The following is a 15,621-nucleotide window of genomic DNA, read 5'->3' on the forward strand; positions in this document are numbered from 1 at the left end:
GACATCGCGTGGCACCAGCAAATGATCCGCGGGGTGGCGCGTGCCGAGGAGCGAGATTTCTGCGGCTTCATTATCCACAACCCACATGGGTCGGGTCAGCTCCCGCCGCTTGAACGGTTGCGAACCCTGTGGACCTATCTCGACCATCCGATGGTCTACGTGGTCAGCCTCGACCACGTCGCTGATTTACAGATGACCTGTGAGATACGGAAGACACTTCGCGTCGCGAATTCGGCACTCCTCGATGTCGATTGGACGACGGACTCCGAGGAGCAACATCGAGTCGATGCCGCCATCCGTAAATGGCGTTCGGAGCACGTGCCCCAACACGGCGAGGTGACCGGTGGTCCACCGCGCGGGGGCGCGGCGCCGAGCGCGGGCCAGGATATGGACGGGCGGTTGCGGTCGTGATGCGCCGTAGAGACCCCGGCACGCAACTTCCCCTGCTGATCAATCCACAGGATTCGCCACCGGAGACCGACACGGCGCAGCTGCAAGCACTGCTTGAGGCCGTGGTCGAAAGGCTCAAGCGTTGGGATGGCACGGATAACCCGCCAGCCCAGGACGAGGACGGCACTGTGCAGGACATTCGCGCGCTGATGTCGGAGTCCATAGCTGCGTTTTCGGAGTTGGATATTAGCGTCGAGTTCCGCACGTCATGACCCAAAGCCAGGCAGCGCTGCGGATCGAGTTCCTGACCGCGCGTGCAGCGCGCCTGGGCTATCGGCTTGTTCAACCCGATAGTTCAGCCGATCTGTGGCAGCTGCTGGACGCCGAGGACGGGGAGGCAGTTCGCACCGCCCTGCCGTTGACCGATGTTGAGCAATGGCTGAATCAGTAGCCCGCACGATGGGCTGGTCCCAGACCACCACCAACGGCGTTCGCTGAGTTCCAACGAAGGGGTTACCCATGCTTGCCGTGCTCCCTCGGACTCGCTCGTGACCAGGCGAGCCGCAGGCCCCTGGAAGGGGTCACTGCCGCCACTTCAGTGGCGAGGTCACCAGCGCCGCGTCCGCGATGCGTATCGCGGTGGTAGTTTTCAACGCCTCGTAGGAATCGTCGATCCATTCCTGCATGAGGGTGTTGCCAGCAGCGCGGTACTCGAGGGCCTGGAAGAGGCATTCGAGCTTGTCGGCATCCTTGGCGCTGACGGCTTCGATGGTCGCTTGGGTCTCGAACTCGGTGACGGTGCGCTGCAACGCGTTTCGCACCGCCTCCGGGAGTCGTTCGACCTGCGCGGCGGTAATGGTCTCGTGGTCCACCACGGTCATGAACGGTTTGGACGTCTTGTTGTTGTCGCCGCTGCGGGTTTCCTGGCTGTCGTGCCAGACCGCCATGTGCGCGGCCGATGCGGGATCGCCGCCTTCGAGAGCGGCGATGATGGACGCGAGTTGCGCGACGCGGCAGGTGTGATCGGCGACCGACTCAGGGTTGGCGATAAGTGCTTGCCGCCATCCTTTGCGGGGTTCGCGTTTGAGGTTGCCCAATTCGTAGGCGAAGGTGGCGATTTCGGCTGCGGCGTCAGGGCCGAGCTGGTGCGCGTCATCCATGATTCATCCTTCGCGTCATCGGCTGGAAAGGCGTACTGCGTAGGCCACGTTAGCCAGATCCTGCCGGGCCTGGGGCATCAAATCGGTGTCATCGCGCATCCGTTCCACCGCCGCGTGTGTCGCCTCGCGCAAGGCGGGGTTTGCCGCGAGCAGGTGCGGGTGGCTGGCAAGCAGGTCAGCGAGGGTGTGGGCGTAGAGGTCGGCTTGCTCGGTGCCGGGTTGCAGACGTTCGAGCAGGTGCCGCAACAGCTGCTCACCCGACCAGGCAGCTGGTTCGATCCGAGCCATCGAGGCATCATCGGTCAGCGTGCCCGGCCCCAGTTCCCCGACCCAATAGGCGTAATAGGTGAGATTGGTCAGCTCCTGGGCTTGGTCGTCGTGCATCCGAGTCAGGTACGCGCGCAGCGGATCTCGATCACCAGTGGTGGCCAAGGCGATTGCCGAGGACCGGACCCTCAACCAGCCGGGCACGTCGGTGAGCGCGACCGAGCGCAGAGCGCGGATCAGTTCGCTAGCCAGCCATTCCGCGGAGTCGTCGCGGTCGTCGAATCCGAGCAGGTAGATGGCCTGGCGGCGCAGCAGGGCGTCACCGGGTTCCCGGCATCGGTCGGCCACGACAAGCAGATGGTCGAAGAACCGCTGGCGCTCGGTGGCGGAAACGACCGGCCTCGCCGGCCTGGGCCCGCGCCCGCGGCGGTCGCTGAGCTCGTCCAGCTGCACGGGCGGACGGCCGTTGATGGGCCAGGTGATGAGGTTCGCCAGCGTCCGTTGATGAATGCTGACCGACAGCGGGTGCTCCTCGACGCCGATGGTATGGGGTTCACCGGCGATGGTGTCGCCGATGATGAGATCGGCTTGCAGAGCGTCGTCGAACAGCGCGATTGCCTGCGAGGGTGCGCCGTGCCTGGTGAGCAGCATCCGAATGCGGGTCAGTTCCCCGGCGCGCAGGTTGGCCAGCGGGCGGCGCCCGCTTTCCCAGGAACTGACGGTCGAGATATCGACGCCGAGGCGTTCGGCGAACTCGGCTTGTGTAAACCCTGCGGCCTCACGCAGCAGTTTGAGCAGGAAGCCGGAGACCGCACCGAAGCGCGCACCTTGACTCGGGGTCAGGATTTCGCGGGGTGTGCCCATGGGCTTTCCTCTGCGTGTGCACGGCTGGGCCGTCGGTACTCGTACTGCGGGTCAGTTCAGCATTCAGCCTGGTCAGCTTACCTTTGGACCACCGCTCGAATATCCAATCGGCTGAATCAGAGTCCGTGGCATCGCGACGAATTCCTCAGCCGCAGATGGTGTTTCAACCGTGTCACCAGCGAAGGGAACGCGCCTTGATGAATCCCAATACAACCCAGGCTGTTTGTCCACTCCGGTATCCCTTCGGCGAAGCCCACACCCTGGATTTGGAGCCGGACTATCGCGATGTCGGGCCGGTCGCCCGAGTCGAGCTGCCTTCGGGCAAGCACGCATGGCTGGTGACCGATCACGCCCTTGTGCGCCGGGTGTTGGCCGATCCGGTGTTCTCCCGCGAACACGCCAACCGGCCCGAGGTGGCCCGGCTCTCGACCGAAGTGCTTCCGGCCGAGGCGATCTTGGCCACCGACCCGCCCCGGCATACCGAGCTGCGGACCTTGATCGCGGGAATGTTCGCCCCGCGCCAGGTCGCCGCGATGGCCCCGGCGGTCGCTGATCTGGCGAACGCCCTGGTCGATGCGTTGCCTTCGACCGGCCATCCGGTCGACATCGTGGCCGGGTTCACTGAGCCGTTCGCGGCGGAGGTGGTGTGCGAGATGTTCGGTGTGCCAACCCGTTTCCGGAAACAGGTATTTGCGCTCGGCGACGCGCTTACCGCCCGAGACGCGACTGTGGCGACCCTTTCCGCCGCGCGCAGTGAGTGTGAAGATCTTGCCCGCGCGATGGCTGCGGAGAATCGCAGCGGGTTGTTCGCGATGCTCGGTCAGTCCTCGGGCGGAGATGAGCACGTGCTCAACCTGATCATCGCCTGCCTGATCGGTGGCCGGGGCTCGCCAACGGTGTTTCTGTCCAGCGCGGTATTCGCGCTCCTGCGTGACCGCAGCCACTACCGCCACTTGGTGGAAGACCCTGACCGGATACTGGCGGCGGTGGAGGAACTGTTGCGGTTCGTCCCGGTCGGGGTCGGTGGCGGGTTCACGCGCGTCGCGACGGCGGATGTGCAGCTGGGGCCGGTGCCGGTGCGCGCCGGGGACGCGGTGATCCCGGCCATGCACGCCGCCGGCCGCGACCCTGCCGTGTTCGACAGCCCTGACGAACTAATGCTCGACCGGGGAATGAAGCTGCCGCATCTGGCATTCGGGCACGGCACCCACTACTGCGTCGGCGCGGGCCTGGCCCGCCTCGAGGCCCGCATCGCCCTGGAAACCCTGACCACGCGGCTGCCGGATCTGCGGCTGGCCGAGCCCGCCGACGCGGGGATCTGGCGGCAAGGCCGGGTAGTTCGATCCCTCGAACGATTGGATGTCACGTGGACGCCAAACTGATCATCGACACCACGCGCTGCGCCGGAACCGGTGTCTGCCTGCCGATCGCCGCACCCCATCTGCGCCTGATCGACGGCCACGCCACCGCCATCGACGCAACGATCCTGGCTATCGCCCAGGCGCGCGCGGCGGCGGCGTGCTGCCCGAACGAAGCCCTGACGGTGTGTGAACTCGCGCCGGTGGGGTTTCGGGTCGCGGCGCCGATCGTCACGCTGGGACCGGCCGGAACAGACGCGCAGGCTGAAGCGCAGAAGCATTCCGACGCGGTGGTCTTGGTGGAGTCCTTTGCGGTGGCGATGCGCACCGCCGCCGACGACGGCGGGGTGCGGGCGTTGGTCGCGGCCGGGTACCTCGCGCTCGATGAGCAGTCCCGCGCTACCGATTCGTGGGTCGATCAGCACTTCACCCACACGGGGGTTCTTCGGCTCGAACGGTGCTGGGAAAGTCCTACCAAGCCAATGTGTTTCGCGACTCACCGTGATCTCGGTGAGCGCGGCCGACCGGTCGCGACCGTGGCCACGCATCCGGCGACGCGGGTATTCGCCGCCCATCATGCTCCGGGTGCGCGGCTGATCGCGGTGAACGCCAAGCCGCTGGCGGCGGCCGCCGCCGCGCGTGGCGAGGCCGATGCGTGTATCGCCTCGGTCGATGTCGCGCAACGGTATGCGGAGTTGACGATAAGGGCCGAGTTCGCGCCGACGATGGTGTGGTTGCTCTACGGCAAGGCGGGCAGTGATGACTGATTCGCCGATCGTGGCCGTGCTGGGTGCGGGGATCATGGCCAATACCGCCGCAGGGGTCCTGGATGCCCATGGGTATCAGCTGCGGCGCTACAACCGCAATCCCGACGCGATCGAGGGTCCGGCGGTGGTGTGCGCGTCACCGGCGCAGGCCGCCGAGGGCGCGGCCGCGGTGTGGAGCTTCGTGCACGACGATTCCGCCAGTCGCGCGAGCTGGTTCGGACCACGCGGGGCACTCGGGGCCGCCGCTGGGACGCTGGTCATCGAAAGTTCCACGCTTTCACCGCAAGCCGCGCAACGGTGGATGGATGAGGCCGTGCGGGCCGGGGCGCATCCGGTGCTGGCGGCGATGACCGGCAGCCGCGTGGGGGTGCAGAACGGCACCCTGCTGGTTTTCGCCGCTGGCACCACGGCCGCGCTGCATCTGGCGGAGCCTTTGTTGTCGGTCGTAGCGTGCGAGGTGCTGCACTTCGACCAGGCCGCCGGGGCGGCCACGGCCAAACTGCTCAACAACGCCTTGGCGGCGGCGATCCTGGCAGCGCTGTCCGAAACGCTCACCGCCACCGCCACATTCGGGCTTGATCAACGCCAGCTGATCGACGCGTGGTCCCGGCACGGTTGGGCCGCGCCGGTCACCAGCGCCTACGGCGAGGCAATGCGGGCCGGGGACCACCCGCTCACCGACTGCTCGTTGCGTGTGATCGCGAAGGATCTGCGCTACCTGCGCAACGCCTTCGACACTCCGGTACCTCCGCTGATCGAGGAAGCCGCTGCCCGATTCGCCCAGGCCGCTGCCCAGGGTCTGGGCGAATGCGAAATGTCGGCGATCATCGAATCCGATCGGGGCACACCATGACCGGCCCGGAATGTGACTGGTTCACCCGCGCAGCCACCACCCCGCTGCCCGCTCGTAGACAGATCAACGGTCAGCTCGCCGTCTACACCGACACGGTGCGCGATTGCGCGCGAACCCACCTGAGCGGGGAAGCCAGCGTCTGCGTGTCCGGTTCGCTTGCGCGGGGGGAGCCTTCGTGCCGCTGCCGCGACGGTGGCGGTTATCTGCTGGGCTCGGACGTGGATCTGGTGGCTGTGCTCGACCAGGACGACGATCACACCGTTGCGTGCGTGGAGAAGTTCTTGTGGAGTGTGCGCGAGCGTCATCCCGAGGTCGATACCACGGTGTTCGCGGTGCACCGGCGCAATCTGCGGCGGGTATCGGGCCGGTTCGGGGCCGACCTGCACCACGCTGCCGCCCGGCCACTGTCCGGGCGGCCGGTGGCCGGGGTCGCTTCGCCTCGCATCGGCAAACGCGAAGGGCTGGAAGGGATCACGCACCAATTGGCGGCGATCTACTGTCCTGACAGCCCCGCCGGGGCGACCCCGTGGCGGCTCAAGACAGCGTTGGAATCCCTGCGCGCGGTCGCGGCCCGCGACGAATCGGCCCCGCAGTGCTACAGCGCACTGGCCGACGATCCGGCGGTGTGCGCGGTGGCCGATCCGGCGATGGTCGCGCGACTGGTGCGCGCTCGCGAGCTGAACACCGCTTCGCCGATCACCGCGCGTCAAACCTATGAGCTGGTCGTGGCGGCGACCTGCCGACTCTTCGGCGGTCCAAGCGGGGAACGCGAGCTCATCGCCGCACTCCATAGCGCCCGCGCCGGGATGCACGTCCTCGACGGGTTCCAACGCGCGGTAGCGGCGGCGACGATCATCCTCTACGGGCCGACCCAGTTGCGGCAGTCGGCGGCCTCGGCGCTGCACGTGATCGTCATCGCGATCGACCGCGGCACCCTGCCCAGCGCCCACGCCGCCGCCGATGCCCTGGCGCGCATCTCCCCGGTGGAATTCAGCCGCGGCATAGAGCATCCGAATCATGTTCTGCGCCAACATCTTCAAGCCCTGCGCCGCGACTACTACAGCTGGCTCGGTCCCCACAACTTCGGCGCGCGACCGGTGCCGAACTACCTGGGCCCGGACCCCTACACCGGTATCCCTCGGCAGGAGGTCAACGCATGATCGAATGGCCCGATTGGGTGCGTACGCTGCCCGCTCTCGCCACGCCCTACCCCGGCGGTGCCGGGTATCTGATCGCGAGCCCGCACGGGCAAGTGGTGCTCTGGTCCTTTCCTGACGGCGCGCAGGTGCCGCGCCACCAGCACGGCCCGCAGATCGGCGTCGTCGTCGCCGGCGCGGTGGAGCTGACAGCGGAAGGAATCACCCGCACGGTGACGGCCGGGGAAAGCTTCACCCTCGGCGACCAAGTACCGCACTCGGCGCACGTGGGGCCGGGAACGCTGGTGGTCGAAATTTTCGCCGACCACGACCGCCACACCCCGACCCCGCCCGCGTCATGACCATCCACATCATCGAGGCCGCCCGAATCCTCACCGGCTGCGGGCCGACGCTGGCGCCGGGCACGGTGGTGCTTGCCGATGAGCGAATCGCCTGGGTCGGCCAGTCAGAGGGGTTGCCCGCACGCTGGGCCGGGGCCTCGGCCGAGCGAATTGGCCTGCCGGAGGCCACGCTCCTGCCCGGTCTGATCGACGCGCATGTGCATCTGAGTTTCGGCGGCGACCCTCGGCCTCCGGTAGCGCTGCTGGCCACCACGCGCATGGCGGTGGCCGCCACGATCCATGCCGCGTTGCGACAGCTGCGCGACGCGGGGATCACTACTGTTCGCGATCTCGGCGCGCCCCGCTACATCGACGCCAGCACTCTGGGCGACCTCGATGCGGGACCGCGGGTGCTGACCGCAACCATTCCGCTCACCGTGGCCGGAGGCCACTGCGCCGGGCTCGGCGGCGTGGTGACCGAACCTGCGGACATCGACCGGCTCGTCGCGGCCAACGCCGCACGTGGTGCCGACTGGATCAAGGTCATGGTCACCGGCGGGTTCACCACCGGCGGACGGTCATCCCCCTACGAGCCTCAGTTCACCGATGCCCAACTCGCCAGGATCGTGGCGGCGGCCCGCGTTCACGGGCTGCCGGTGGCCGCGCACGCGCACGGCACCGCCGGAATCCGCCAAGCCGTCGGTGCGGGCGTCGATTCCCTCGAACATTGCACCTGGATGAGCGCCGATGGGTTCGACCTCGATCACGAAGTGGTGCGCGAAATCGCCGATCGGCGAATCCTGGTGTGTCCCACCATCAATCACCAGGCGCGCGAAGCGACAGGACGATTGCCGTGGGCCGTGCGCCGCGAGCAGTTGCGGGTCATGCTCGACGCCGGTGTCCGGTTGATCCCGGGAACCGATTCGGGAATCCCGCAGACTCCGCACTACCAGTACGCACATTCCCTGCCCATCTGGACCGATCTCGGATACAGCGCGAGCGACATCATCAAACTGGCCACCTCCAGTGCCGCGCAAGCGCTCCGCATCGACCATCTCACCGGTACGCTCACCGCCGGACGTTCGGCGGATCTGATTGCAGTGCCCGGTGATCCCACGAGCGATCTCGGCGCACTGACCGCGCCTGTCCTGGTCGCGACCGCTGGACACCTGCACTACCCCGCCAACACCACCGAGGAGAACACCCGACCATGAGTGCCAGCGGCCCCACCCTGTCGTCGGAATACGCGTCCGCGACCCCTCTACAGATCCGCATCGACACCCACGCCCGCCACAGCGAGCACCCCGACGACCCCGCCTCCATGGTCCTGGATCTGCTCGAGTTGACCGGCGCCGAAGAACTCGCCGACATCGGCTGCGGCGACGCGCGTTTCCTGGCACAACTGGCCAACGGCGGGCACCGTGGCCGCTTGGTCGGCGTCGATACCTCGCCGGCCATGGTCGCGGCCGCCGCCGCCATCGCCGGAGTCGATACCCGCCTCGCCGACGCCGAGCACCTGCCCTTCGCGGACGGTGAATTCGATCTGACAACCGCGCGCCACATGCTCTATCACGTCCCCCATCCCGAGGCCGCCTTGCGCGAGTTCCAGCGCATCACACGCCCCGGCGGCCGCGTCATCGTCACGGTGAATCATCCCGGAACATGCGCACGCACAAGAGAATTGGTGACCCGCCATGCCCGCCCGTTCGGGCTCGCTCCGGTGGAGGAGATGGCTAACAGCGTCACCTCGTCCACCCTGCCGGACATGATGGACGCCGTGTTCGGCAACGCCCACGTACACCGCTTCGACAACGCCTTGATCTTCTCGAGCGCGCCGCCGCTGCTGCGATTCGCCGAGGCACTGTTCTCCTTCTGCGGAGTCGATACCGACACCCCGCACCGCGCCGAGATCCGCGCCGCTGTTGCCGCCGACATCGACACCTGGTTCGCCGCCAACCCCGGCCAGGTGTGGCGTGACCCCAAGGGCTACATCTCTGTCGTGGCCACCGTCGAATAGCCCCATACCCCAGGAGGATTCGGACCTGTGAAACTGCTCGTCACCGGCGGAGCCGGATACATCGGCTCCATCGTCGCCCACCAGCTCGTCACCGCGGGCCATGAGGTTGAGATCATCGACAACCTCTCCACTGGCTTCGCCGCGAACCTGCCTGCCCGCGCCCGATTTCACCGGATGTCGATCCATCAGGCGGCCGACATCCTCACCCCCGATGCTGGATTCGATGGCGTGCTGCACTTCGCCGGTTCCATCGAGGTCGCCGAATCGGTCCGCAATCCAGACAAGTACTGGGCCAACAACATCGAAGGATCGCTGGCGTTGCTGCGCGCGATCCGCGCCGCCGGGGTACCGCGGCTGATCGTCTCCTCCACGGGCTCGATGTACACCGGCGACGGCATAACCGCTTTCGATGAGTCCGCCGAGGTCTGTCCGAAAAACCCTTACGCGGCAACGAAATCGACCGTTGATCAGCTGATCGCCGGAGAATGCGGAGCATCCGAGGTGTTGGGCGCGGCATCGCTGCGATACTTCAACGCCTGCGGGTCCGTGCTCACCACCGACGGAATCCACCTCGGCGAGCGTCACGACCCCGAATCGCACCTGATTCCGATCCTGCTGCAAGCCGCCGGTGGGCAGCGTCCGGAATTCACGCTGTTCGGCACCGACTACGAGACCCGCGACGGCACCTGTATCCGCGACTACATCCACGTCGCCGACCTGGCCGCCGCGCACCTCCTCGCCCTGGCCGCCATCGAGCCTGGCCGTTACGAGGTCTACAACTTCGGCAACGGCGCCGGGCACACCAACCGGGAAGTCCTCGATACGGTCCGCGAGGTCACCGGCTCGGACTTCCCCGTCCACCTCGCCGAACGACGCCCCGGTGACCCTGCGGTATGTATCGCGGCCAGCGACAAGGCACATCGAGAGCTGGGCTGGAAGCCTGAGCACGCGGACCTGGAAACCATCGTCGGCGACGCCTGGCGATTCCATCGGGAGCTGTACGCGGGGAACTGATCACGACAGCACGGTCATGAGAGGCAGCGCAATGGCAATCACTCACGAGGGCTCGAACATCATCATCCGCAACGCACGCGGCGAGATACTGCTGTTCCTGCGCGACAAGGCCGGGGATCCCTTGCCCGGACATGTGGGCGCTCCTGGGCGGCGTCCGCGATCCCGGCGAAACGCCGCTTGAGAACGTGATTCGCGAAGTCAAAGAGGAAATCGGTGTGGACCTGGACCCCGCCGAGGTCGAGCACCACTGCACCCGCGAACGTCACTGGGGCCTACTCGAACACACCTTCCGAACCCACCTGGACCTCGATTTGAACGTCATCACCCTGACCGAGGGCCAAGACCTGCGCTGGTTCAGCGAGGGGGACGTAGCCGCCACCGTGCTCGGGTTCGAAGAAACGAGATGCTGGCCGACTACTTCGCCCAACTGAAAGACAATCCGCGGCAAAGGCATCACGCATCCACGTAGGGCTGTCAGGAAGGACTCGTCACATGCCCGAAAAAGTCACCACGGACAAGGTGCTCATCTATGTGGTGCGCGACGGCAAGTTGCTCGTCTTTCGGCACACCGACTACTCCTACGAGGAAGTCGGCATCCAAGTCCCGGCCGGCAGCATCCGGCCCGGTGAGTCCCCACAGGACGCGGCGCTGCGCGAAGCCCGTGAGGAGACAGGGCTGACCGATTTCAAGGTCGTGCGCAACCTCGGCGAGTTCACCTATGACATGTCCCCGTATCGCTGGGAGTTGCAGCGGCGCCATGTATTCGAGCTGGAACTGTGCGAACCCGCACCCGAGCGGTGGACCAGTCAGGAAGACCACGACGGACAGGGCGAGCCAACATTGCTCGAATGCTTTTGGATCCCGGTCGAAGCGGCGCACATCCTGCAATCGGGGCAAGGCGCGTTGCTGGGCCGACTTTTCTTTCGATGACCCTGCTCAATCGAGGAACCGAGGAAGCGGCAATGACTGATTCTGGGATCGCCCAGCAGGTAGACCCGCGCGCGGTGGTGCGTGGACTGGTAACCGATGTGACTCCGCACGATGCTCTAGAGGCCGACCATCGGGCATGGATGTTGGACTGGATCGACTCCGGGGCGCAGCTGTTCCGTGTCGAGAAGCCTGCGACGCCGCCGAAGCACCTTGCGGTCTATGCGGTTCTGCTCGACGAGGCAAGTCGGTCGGTGATGCTTGTCGCCCACATCCTGGCCCAGAAATGGCTCATGCCTGGCGGGCACGTTGACGAAGGTGAGGACCCCCGCGAGACGGTGCTACGCGAGTTGCAGGAGGAATTGCAGATCGCGCCGCAGTTCCATCGTGCGTTTGGCGATGCGCCTGCGTTTCTCACGGTTACATGGACCGTGCCACCGTTCAGCCATCATGATGCGACGTTGTGGTTCGTCTTCGACGCCGACCGCAGCGTGCCGGTGATCCCAGATCCCCGCGAGTTCAGCGAGGTGCGGTGGTGGAGTCTCGATGCGCCAGAGGGCTATTCAGGTGGCGATTTCGATCCCGGCTTCAGTCGGTTCTTGGATAAGCTGTCTGCTCATTTGTCGTCTCACTACGCTCAGTAATTCTGCGGAAGTTCTTACCCTGGCGAGTCCGAAAGATGAACGGTATCAACATCATTCAATGAAAAGTCGTTTCTGAATGCATGAAGGTGGTTGTCTGTGCGGAAAAATCCGATTCGTCGCCACGGCGGCCCCGATCTGGCCTCACCTGTGCTTCCCTGATGATTGAGTGAGTTCAAGACTCACGAAGGAGCAGGGTGGACGAGTGGTGGCTGGTGTTCGTTCCGGATTCGGACCGGTGGGGACCACTCCCACCCGATGGAGTTCTGGGGATACAGGATCTCCCGGCTGCTGTGGACCGAACGGGGCTTCGTCCCGGTGATCCGGTGTTCGTCCGCCCCGACTTCGTTGTAGATGCGGATCTCCTGGAATTCATCCTCTCGCAAGAGTTTCGGGGTCTGGAGCGCGAGACGCGCAGGAACTACGCGACGGACATCAGGCTGCTGCTGTCGTGGCTCTGGCAGCGGGGTCTGCCGTGGAGGCAGACCACGCGGACCGATCTGAGGGCATACCGCGAATTTCGTTGTGACTCACCGAATAATCCGCATCGGATCGGCGGAGGCCGAGGTTCACCGGATGGCGTTGCAGAAGCGCCACGCCGACCTGAAAGAGCAGTTCTACGCACGTGTGCGAGCCGAAACCCACCAGACCCCGGAAGCCGAGAAACGCCTGCGCGGTGAAGTCACTCGGCTCACCGAAGCCCTCCAGCAATCACGAGCCGCCGAAAAAGAATCCCGCCATCGCGCCGAGCAGATCGTGCTCGCTACCGCGGTCCTGCTGCATGGACCTAGCGACAGCCCACCAAACCCACAAAAGCCCGGAACGGTACTGCCGCTGCGGCCGTCGAAGGGCACTCGGGGGCATTTGTCTTGATCGCGGAGCTGGATTCATCCGCTTCCTCCGTCGATGAAGGGCAACCGCATCTACTATCGACAACGGTCTGAAGCGACGAACACGATATCGACAGCGGGAGGTAGATCCCGTTGATGAATATCGCCCACAGACGCCCTTCTCTGCTGGCGACGGATCACGTGAAAGGATATGCGCACCATGCATTCCGGCGGTTGCTTATGCGGCAACATCAGGTATCAGGCTTCGGGCGATTTGTCATTTCCGCACATTTGTAGCTGTCCCCACTGCCAGAAATTGTCCGGTAGCCCGGTCATGTCGTGGGTCGACTTTCCCCGCGAGGGATTCGAGTGGACCGGACCCGGCGGAGAACCGGTCTGGTACAACACTTTTCCCGATTCGCAGCGTGGCTTCTGCGGTGTCTGCGGGAGCTCTATTGGGGCCCAGGACGATAGCGACGCAGAGCTTGTCGGTGTCACGATGATGAGCCTCGATGATCACACGGGTTTGGTACCCGAGCGGCAAAGCTTCCGCCCCAACGCGGTTCCGTGGCTTCCGATCGTCGGCGCACAGGACTGAGCGATTTCAGGCTGGCCTAGGTCTAGTCTCCTGCCAGTGCCGCGGCACTCCTCCAACGAGATCGGCGCGACGCCGACAGCGGCTTGCCTCAGCAGAGTCCGGCAACCGTGGCTTGGCGAGTCGTGCACGTCCCGCGCGCAAGCGCAAAGGAGTCCTGCGGCCGGTTGGCTCAGGAGTTCACGCCTGCGAATTTGCGGGCACTGCTGGCTCCGGCAAGGATGAGCAGGTGAGGGCCGGTTCGTCTGGCGGTTTTCGGGGTATGGAAGCAGGCTGTGGTGTCGGTGGCGTGGGTGGCGTTGATCATCGCCGGTCTGGTGGAAACGGTGTACGCGGCGGCGTTGGAGCGTTCGGCGACCTTCACGCGTTTGTGGCCGACGCTGGTGTTCCTGGCCGGGGTGAGTGTGAGCATGCTGGGGTTGGCGATCGCGGTGCGCACCATCCCGATCGGCACCGCCTATGCGGTGTGGGTGGGGATCGGCGCGGTCGGCACCGCGATCTACGGGATCGCCGTACTCGATGAGCCCGCCACCGCGGCACGGCTGGGATGTCTGTTGCTGATCATCGCTGGAGTGGCCGGGCTCAAACTGCTGCATTGAGGTCGGTCGTGAGCGGACCTGACACGCTCGAGGTCTGCCTGCGATAGGCCACTCATGGTGTCAGGGCCCGGTTCGCGGTGGTGATGTCGGTGAGGTGTGAGTGAGACGTGCGACACCGTTCATCACACCGCATTGCAACTCTACCCTCACGTAAGGGTAGAGTTCGGATCGCTGAGTGGTAGCCGACAATGATGTATCGGCACCGGTAGCCAGAGGTACCGGCCCTGGACCCGCTCGGGTCAACCCCTCAACACCCCTTACCGACCCTGTTGCCCGGCGAGTGTCTCGCACTCGTGCGGGTGTGCCCGCGTGCGCGCGATCTGAATGAAATGGAGTGCCGATGGTCTCGATGACCCATCAACCCGATACCGGCGAGGGCACCGTGCGGGGTGCGTTGCGCAGCCCGAGACGGCTGCGGATCGAGATTTTGGCCGGGCTGGTCGTCGCATTGGCGTTGATCCCGGAGGCGATCTCGTTCTCCATCATCGCCGGGGTCGATCCGCGAGTGGGGTTGTTCGCCTCGTTCACCATGGCCGTGACCATCGCGGTCGTCGGCGGGCGCCGGGCGATGATCTCCGCGGCGACCGGCGCGATCGCCTTGGTCATCGCGCCGGTGGCCAGAGAACACGGCCTGGATTATCTGATCGCCACGGTGATCCTGGGCGGTGTGTTGCAGATCGTGCTGAGTGTGGTCGGGGTCGCCAAGCTGATGCGGTTCATCCCGCGCAGCGTCATGGTCGGGTTCGTCAACGCCCTGGCCATCCTGATCTTCACCGCCCAGTTGCCACACCTGCTCGGGGTGCCGTGGCTGGTATACCCGATGGTCGCGATCGCACTCGCAACCATGGTGTTGCTGCCCAAGCTCACCACCGTCGTTCCCGCCCCACTGGTAGCCATCGTCGCCCTGACCGCCGCCACCATGGTCTTCGCACTGAACGTGCCCAATGTCGGTGACGAGGGCGAACTTCCGTCGAGTTTGCCGTCATGGCTGATCCCGGACGTGCCATGGAACCTGGACACCCTCGAGATCATCGCCCCGTACGCACTGGCCATGGCCCTGGTCGGACTGCTCGAATCGCTGATGACCGCCAAACTGGTCGATGACATCACCGACAGCCATTCGGACAAGACCCGCGAGGGCTGGGGCCAGGGTGTAGCCAATATCGTGACCGGGTTCTTCGGCGGCATGGGCGGCTGCGCGATGATCGGCCAGACCATGATCAACGTGAAGGTGTCCGGCGCACGCACCCGCATCTCGACATTCCTGGCAGGTGTGTTCCTACTGATCATGGTTGTCGGACTCGGCGGGCTCGTCGCCAAGATACCGATGGCCGCACTGGTGGCCGTGATGATCATGGTCTCGGTCGGGACCATGGACTGGCACTCGATCGCCCCGAAAACCCTGCGGCGCATGCCGATCGCCGAAACCACCGTCATGCTGGTGACCGTCGCGATCACCGTCGCCACCCACAATTTGGCCTACGGTGTCATCGCCGGTGTACTGACCGCGATGATCGCGTTCGCGCACCGGGTCGCACACTTCACCGAGGTGATCCAGGTCGCCGAGGCCGACACCGATCACGACGGCGCTATCGACACCCGCGTGTACCAGGTGCGAGGTGAGTTGTTCTTCGCCTCGAGCAACGACCTGGTCTACCAATTCGACTATGCGGGCGACCCAGCCAATATCGTCATCGACATGTCGGATGCACATATCTGGGACGCCTCGACGGTGGCCACCCTGGACGCCATCACCACCAAATACGCCACCAAAGGCAAGAACGTGCAGATCATCGGGTTGAACGAGGCGTCCGAAGCCCGCCATGACCTGCTGTCCGGGCACCTGGCCGGCGGGCACTGAC

General features: G+C 65.5%; 21 protein-coding genes. 19 read left to right on the plus strand and 2 right to left on the minus strand.

What is annotated here, in order from left to right; translation table 11 throughout:
• Nucleotides 1-33: 33 nt before the first annotated feature.
• Genes IBX22_RS07335 through IBX22_RS07345 form a run of 3 tightly spaced genes read left to right on the plus strand, consistent with a single transcriptional unit; the run spans nt 34 to nt 841 of the window.
• Entirely contained in the window at nt 34-411 is a 378-nt protein-coding gene (locus IBX22_RS07335; RefSeq protein ID WP_194814570.1) for a hypothetical protein, read from the plus strand.
• On the plus strand, nt 408-662 hold the full coding sequence (locus tag IBX22_RS07340; protein WP_194814571.1) for a hypothetical protein: 255 nt from the start codon (nt 408-410) through the stop codon (nt 660-662). Before IBX22_RS07335 ends, IBX22_RS07340 begins: the two co-directional genes overlap by 4 nt.
• Nucleotides 659-841, plus strand: coding sequence for a hypothetical protein (locus IBX22_RS07345; protein ID WP_194814572.1), 183 nt, complete (start codon nt 659-661; stop codon nt 839-841). Before IBX22_RS07340 ends, IBX22_RS07345 begins: the two co-directional genes overlap by 4 nt.
• 130 nt (nt 842-971) lie before the next feature.
• Here the strand turns inward: IBX22_RS07345 and IBX22_RS07350 are convergent, their stop codons facing one another.
• On the minus strand, nt 972-1,550 hold the full coding sequence (locus IBX22_RS07350; protein ID WP_194814573.1) for an HD family hydrolase: 579 nt from the start codon (nt 1,548-1,550) through the stop codon (nt 972-974).
• Between the two features lie 15 nt (nt 1,551-1,565).
• Complete coding sequence (locus IBX22_RS07355; protein WP_194814574.1) at nt 1,566-2,681, minus strand: helix-turn-helix transcriptional regulator; 1,116 nt, start codon at nt 2,679-2,681, stop codon at nt 1,566-1,568.
• A 197-nt stretch (nt 2,682-2,878) separates the two neighbouring features.
• On the opposite strand from IBX22_RS07355, the gene IBX22_RS07360 reads away from it, so the two are divergent.
• The 16 genes from IBX22_RS07360 (at nt 2,879) to IBX22_RS07435 (ending at nt 15,620) form a co-directional block, all read left to right on the plus strand.
• A complete protein-coding gene (locus tag IBX22_RS07360) occupies nt 2,879-4,063 on the plus strand; it encodes a cytochrome P450 (protein WP_228538243.1) in 1,185 nt (394 codons plus the stop codon).
• A complete protein-coding gene (locus tag IBX22_RS07365) occupies nt 4,048-4,806 on the plus strand; it encodes a ferredoxin (RefSeq protein ID WP_194814575.1) in 759 nt (252 codons plus the stop codon). Before IBX22_RS07360 ends, IBX22_RS07365 begins: the two co-directional genes overlap by 16 nt.
• A complete protein-coding gene (locus tag IBX22_RS07370) occupies nt 4,799-5,659 on the plus strand; it encodes an NAD(P)-binding domain-containing protein (protein WP_194814576.1) in 861 nt (286 codons plus the stop codon). Before IBX22_RS07365 ends, IBX22_RS07370 begins: the two co-directional genes overlap by 8 nt.
• A complete protein-coding gene (locus tag IBX22_RS07375; RefSeq protein WP_194814577.1) occupies nt 5,656-6,819 on the plus strand; it encodes a hypothetical protein in 1,164 nt (387 codons plus the stop codon). Before IBX22_RS07370 ends, IBX22_RS07375 begins: the two co-directional genes overlap by 4 nt.
• Nucleotides 6,816-7,157, plus strand: a complete 342-nt coding sequence (locus tag IBX22_RS07380; protein ID WP_194814578.1) for a cupin domain-containing protein — start codon at nt 6,816-6,818, stop codon at nt 7,155-7,157. Before IBX22_RS07375 ends, IBX22_RS07380 begins: the two co-directional genes overlap by 4 nt.
• The gene (locus IBX22_RS07385; RefSeq protein WP_194814579.1) at nt 7,154-8,350 is read left to right on the plus strand and encodes an amidohydrolase family protein; all 1,197 of its coding nucleotides are present in this window, start codon (nt 7,154-7,156) and stop codon (nt 8,348-8,350) included. The genes IBX22_RS07380 and IBX22_RS07385 overlap by 4 nt, the downstream gene beginning before the upstream one ends.
• Nucleotides 8,347-9,153: a class I SAM-dependent methyltransferase gene (locus IBX22_RS07390; protein ID WP_194814580.1), complete on the plus strand. Its 807-nt coding sequence runs from the start codon at nt 8,347-8,349 to the stop codon at nt 9,151-9,153. The genes IBX22_RS07385 and IBX22_RS07390 overlap by 4 nt, the downstream gene beginning before the upstream one ends.
• Nucleotides 9,154-9,180: 27 nt before the next feature.
• Nucleotides 9,181-10,167 carry a UDP-glucose 4-epimerase GalE gene (gene galE / locus IBX22_RS07395; protein ID WP_194814581.1) on the plus strand — a complete coding sequence of 329 codons (987 nt, stop codon included), beginning with the start codon at nt 9,181-9,183 and terminating at the stop codon, nt 10,165-10,167.
• A gap of 31 nt (nt 10,168-10,198) precedes the next feature.
• Entirely contained in the window at nt 10,199-10,348 is a 150-nt protein-coding gene (locus IBX22_RS37365) for a hypothetical protein (protein ID WP_228538799.1), read from the plus strand.
• Complete coding sequence (locus IBX22_RS07400; protein ID WP_194814582.1) at nt 10,299-10,598, plus strand: NUDIX domain-containing protein; 300 nt, start codon at nt 10,299-10,301, stop codon at nt 10,596-10,598. The genes IBX22_RS37365 and IBX22_RS07400 overlap by 50 nt, the downstream gene beginning before the upstream one ends.
• Before the next feature lie 61 nt (nt 10,599-10,659).
• Entirely contained in the window at nt 10,660-11,097 is a 438-nt protein-coding gene (locus tag IBX22_RS07405; protein WP_194814583.1) for an NUDIX domain-containing protein, read from the plus strand.
• Nucleotides 11,094-11,738 carry an NUDIX domain-containing protein gene (locus IBX22_RS07410; protein ID WP_194814584.1) on the plus strand — a complete coding sequence of 215 codons (645 nt, stop codon included), beginning with the start codon at nt 11,094-11,096 and terminating at the stop codon, nt 11,736-11,738. The genes IBX22_RS07405 and IBX22_RS07410 overlap by 4 nt, the downstream gene beginning before the upstream one ends.
• Nucleotides 11,739-12,311: 573 nt before the next feature.
• Nucleotides 12,312-12,608: a hypothetical protein gene (locus IBX22_RS07420; protein WP_194815794.1), complete on the plus strand. Its 297-nt coding sequence runs from the start codon at nt 12,312-12,314 to the stop codon at nt 12,606-12,608.
• 177 nt (nt 12,609-12,785) lie between these two features.
• Nucleotides 12,786-13,163, plus strand: coding sequence for a GFA family protein (locus IBX22_RS07425; protein WP_194815647.1), 378 nt, complete (start codon nt 12,786-12,788; stop codon nt 13,161-13,163).
• A 281-nt stretch (nt 13,164-13,444) separates the two neighbouring features.
• Nucleotides 13,445-13,759: a multidrug efflux SMR transporter gene (locus IBX22_RS07430; protein ID WP_194815648.1), complete on the plus strand. Its 315-nt coding sequence runs from the start codon at nt 13,445-13,447 to the stop codon at nt 13,757-13,759.
• A 340-nt stretch (nt 13,760-14,099) separates the two neighbouring features.
• Entirely contained in the window at nt 14,100-15,620 is a 1,521-nt protein-coding gene (locus IBX22_RS07435; RefSeq protein WP_194814586.1) for a SulP family inorganic anion transporter, read from the plus strand.
• Nucleotide 15,621: the final 1 nt, after the last annotated feature.

The organism is Nocardia sp. XZ_19_385, assembly GCF_015355755.1.
Taxonomy (GTDB): domain Bacteria; phylum Actinomycetota; class Actinomycetes; order Mycobacteriales; family Mycobacteriaceae; genus Nocardia.

What these genes read in the sequence shown, in the direction of transcription:
- IBX22_RS07360 (WP_228538243.1), top strand. Translation starts at nt 2,879, where the DNA reads ATGAATCCCAATACAACCCAGGCTGTTTGTCCACTCCGGTATCCCTTC.
- IBX22_RS07435 (WP_194814586.1), top strand. Translation starts at nt 14,100, where the DNA reads ATGGTCTCGATGACCCATCAACCCGATACCGGCGAGGGCACCGTGCGG.
- IBX22_RS07405 (WP_194814583.1), top strand. Translation starts at nt 10,660, where the DNA reads ATGCCCGAAAAAGTCACCACGGACAAGGTGCTCATCTATGTGGTGCGC.
- IBX22_RS07375 (WP_194814577.1), top strand. Translation starts at nt 5,656, where the DNA reads ATGACCGGCCCGGAATGTGACTGGTTCACCCGCGCAGCCACCACCCCG.
- IBX22_RS07400 (WP_194814582.1), top strand. Translation starts at nt 10,299, where the DNA reads ATGTGGGCGCTCCTGGGCGGCGTCCGCGATCCCGGCGAAACGCCGCTT.
- IBX22_RS07355 (WP_194814574.1), bottom strand. Translation starts at nt 2,681, where the DNA reads ATGGGCACACCCCGCGAAATCCTGACCCCGAGTCAAGGTGCGCGCTTC.
- IBX22_RS07350 (WP_194814573.1), bottom strand. Translation starts at nt 1,550, where the DNA reads ATGGATGACGCGCACCAGCTCGGCCCTGACGCCGCAGCCGAAATCGCC.
- IBX22_RS07410 (WP_194814584.1), top strand. Translation starts at nt 11,094, where the DNA reads ATGACCCTGCTCAATCGAGGAACCGAGGAAGCGGCAATGACTGATTCT.
- IBX22_RS07380 (WP_194814578.1), top strand. Translation starts at nt 6,816, where the DNA reads ATGATCGAATGGCCCGATTGGGTGCGTACGCTGCCCGCTCTCGCCACG.
- IBX22_RS37365 (WP_228538799.1), top strand. Translation starts at nt 10,199, where the DNA reads ATGGCAATCACTCACGAGGGCTCGAACATCATCATCCGCAACGCACGC.
- IBX22_RS07345 (WP_194814572.1), top strand. Translation starts at nt 659, where the DNA reads ATGACCCAAAGCCAGGCAGCGCTGCGGATCGAGTTCCTGACCGCGCGT.
- IBX22_RS07420 (WP_194815794.1), top strand. Translation starts at nt 12,312, where the DNA reads ATGGCGTTGCAGAAGCGCCACGCCGACCTGAAAGAGCAGTTCTACGCA.
- IBX22_RS07385 (WP_194814579.1), top strand. Translation starts at nt 7,154, where the DNA reads ATGACCATCCACATCATCGAGGCCGCCCGAATCCTCACCGGCTGCGGG.
- IBX22_RS07370 (WP_194814576.1), top strand. Translation starts at nt 4,799, where the DNA reads ATGACTGATTCGCCGATCGTGGCCGTGCTGGGTGCGGGGATCATGGCC.
- IBX22_RS07390 (WP_194814580.1), top strand. Translation starts at nt 8,347, where the DNA reads ATGAGTGCCAGCGGCCCCACCCTGTCGTCGGAATACGCGTCCGCGACC.
- IBX22_RS07425 (WP_194815647.1), top strand. Translation starts at nt 12,786, where the DNA reads ATGCATTCCGGCGGTTGCTTATGCGGCAACATCAGGTATCAGGCTTCG.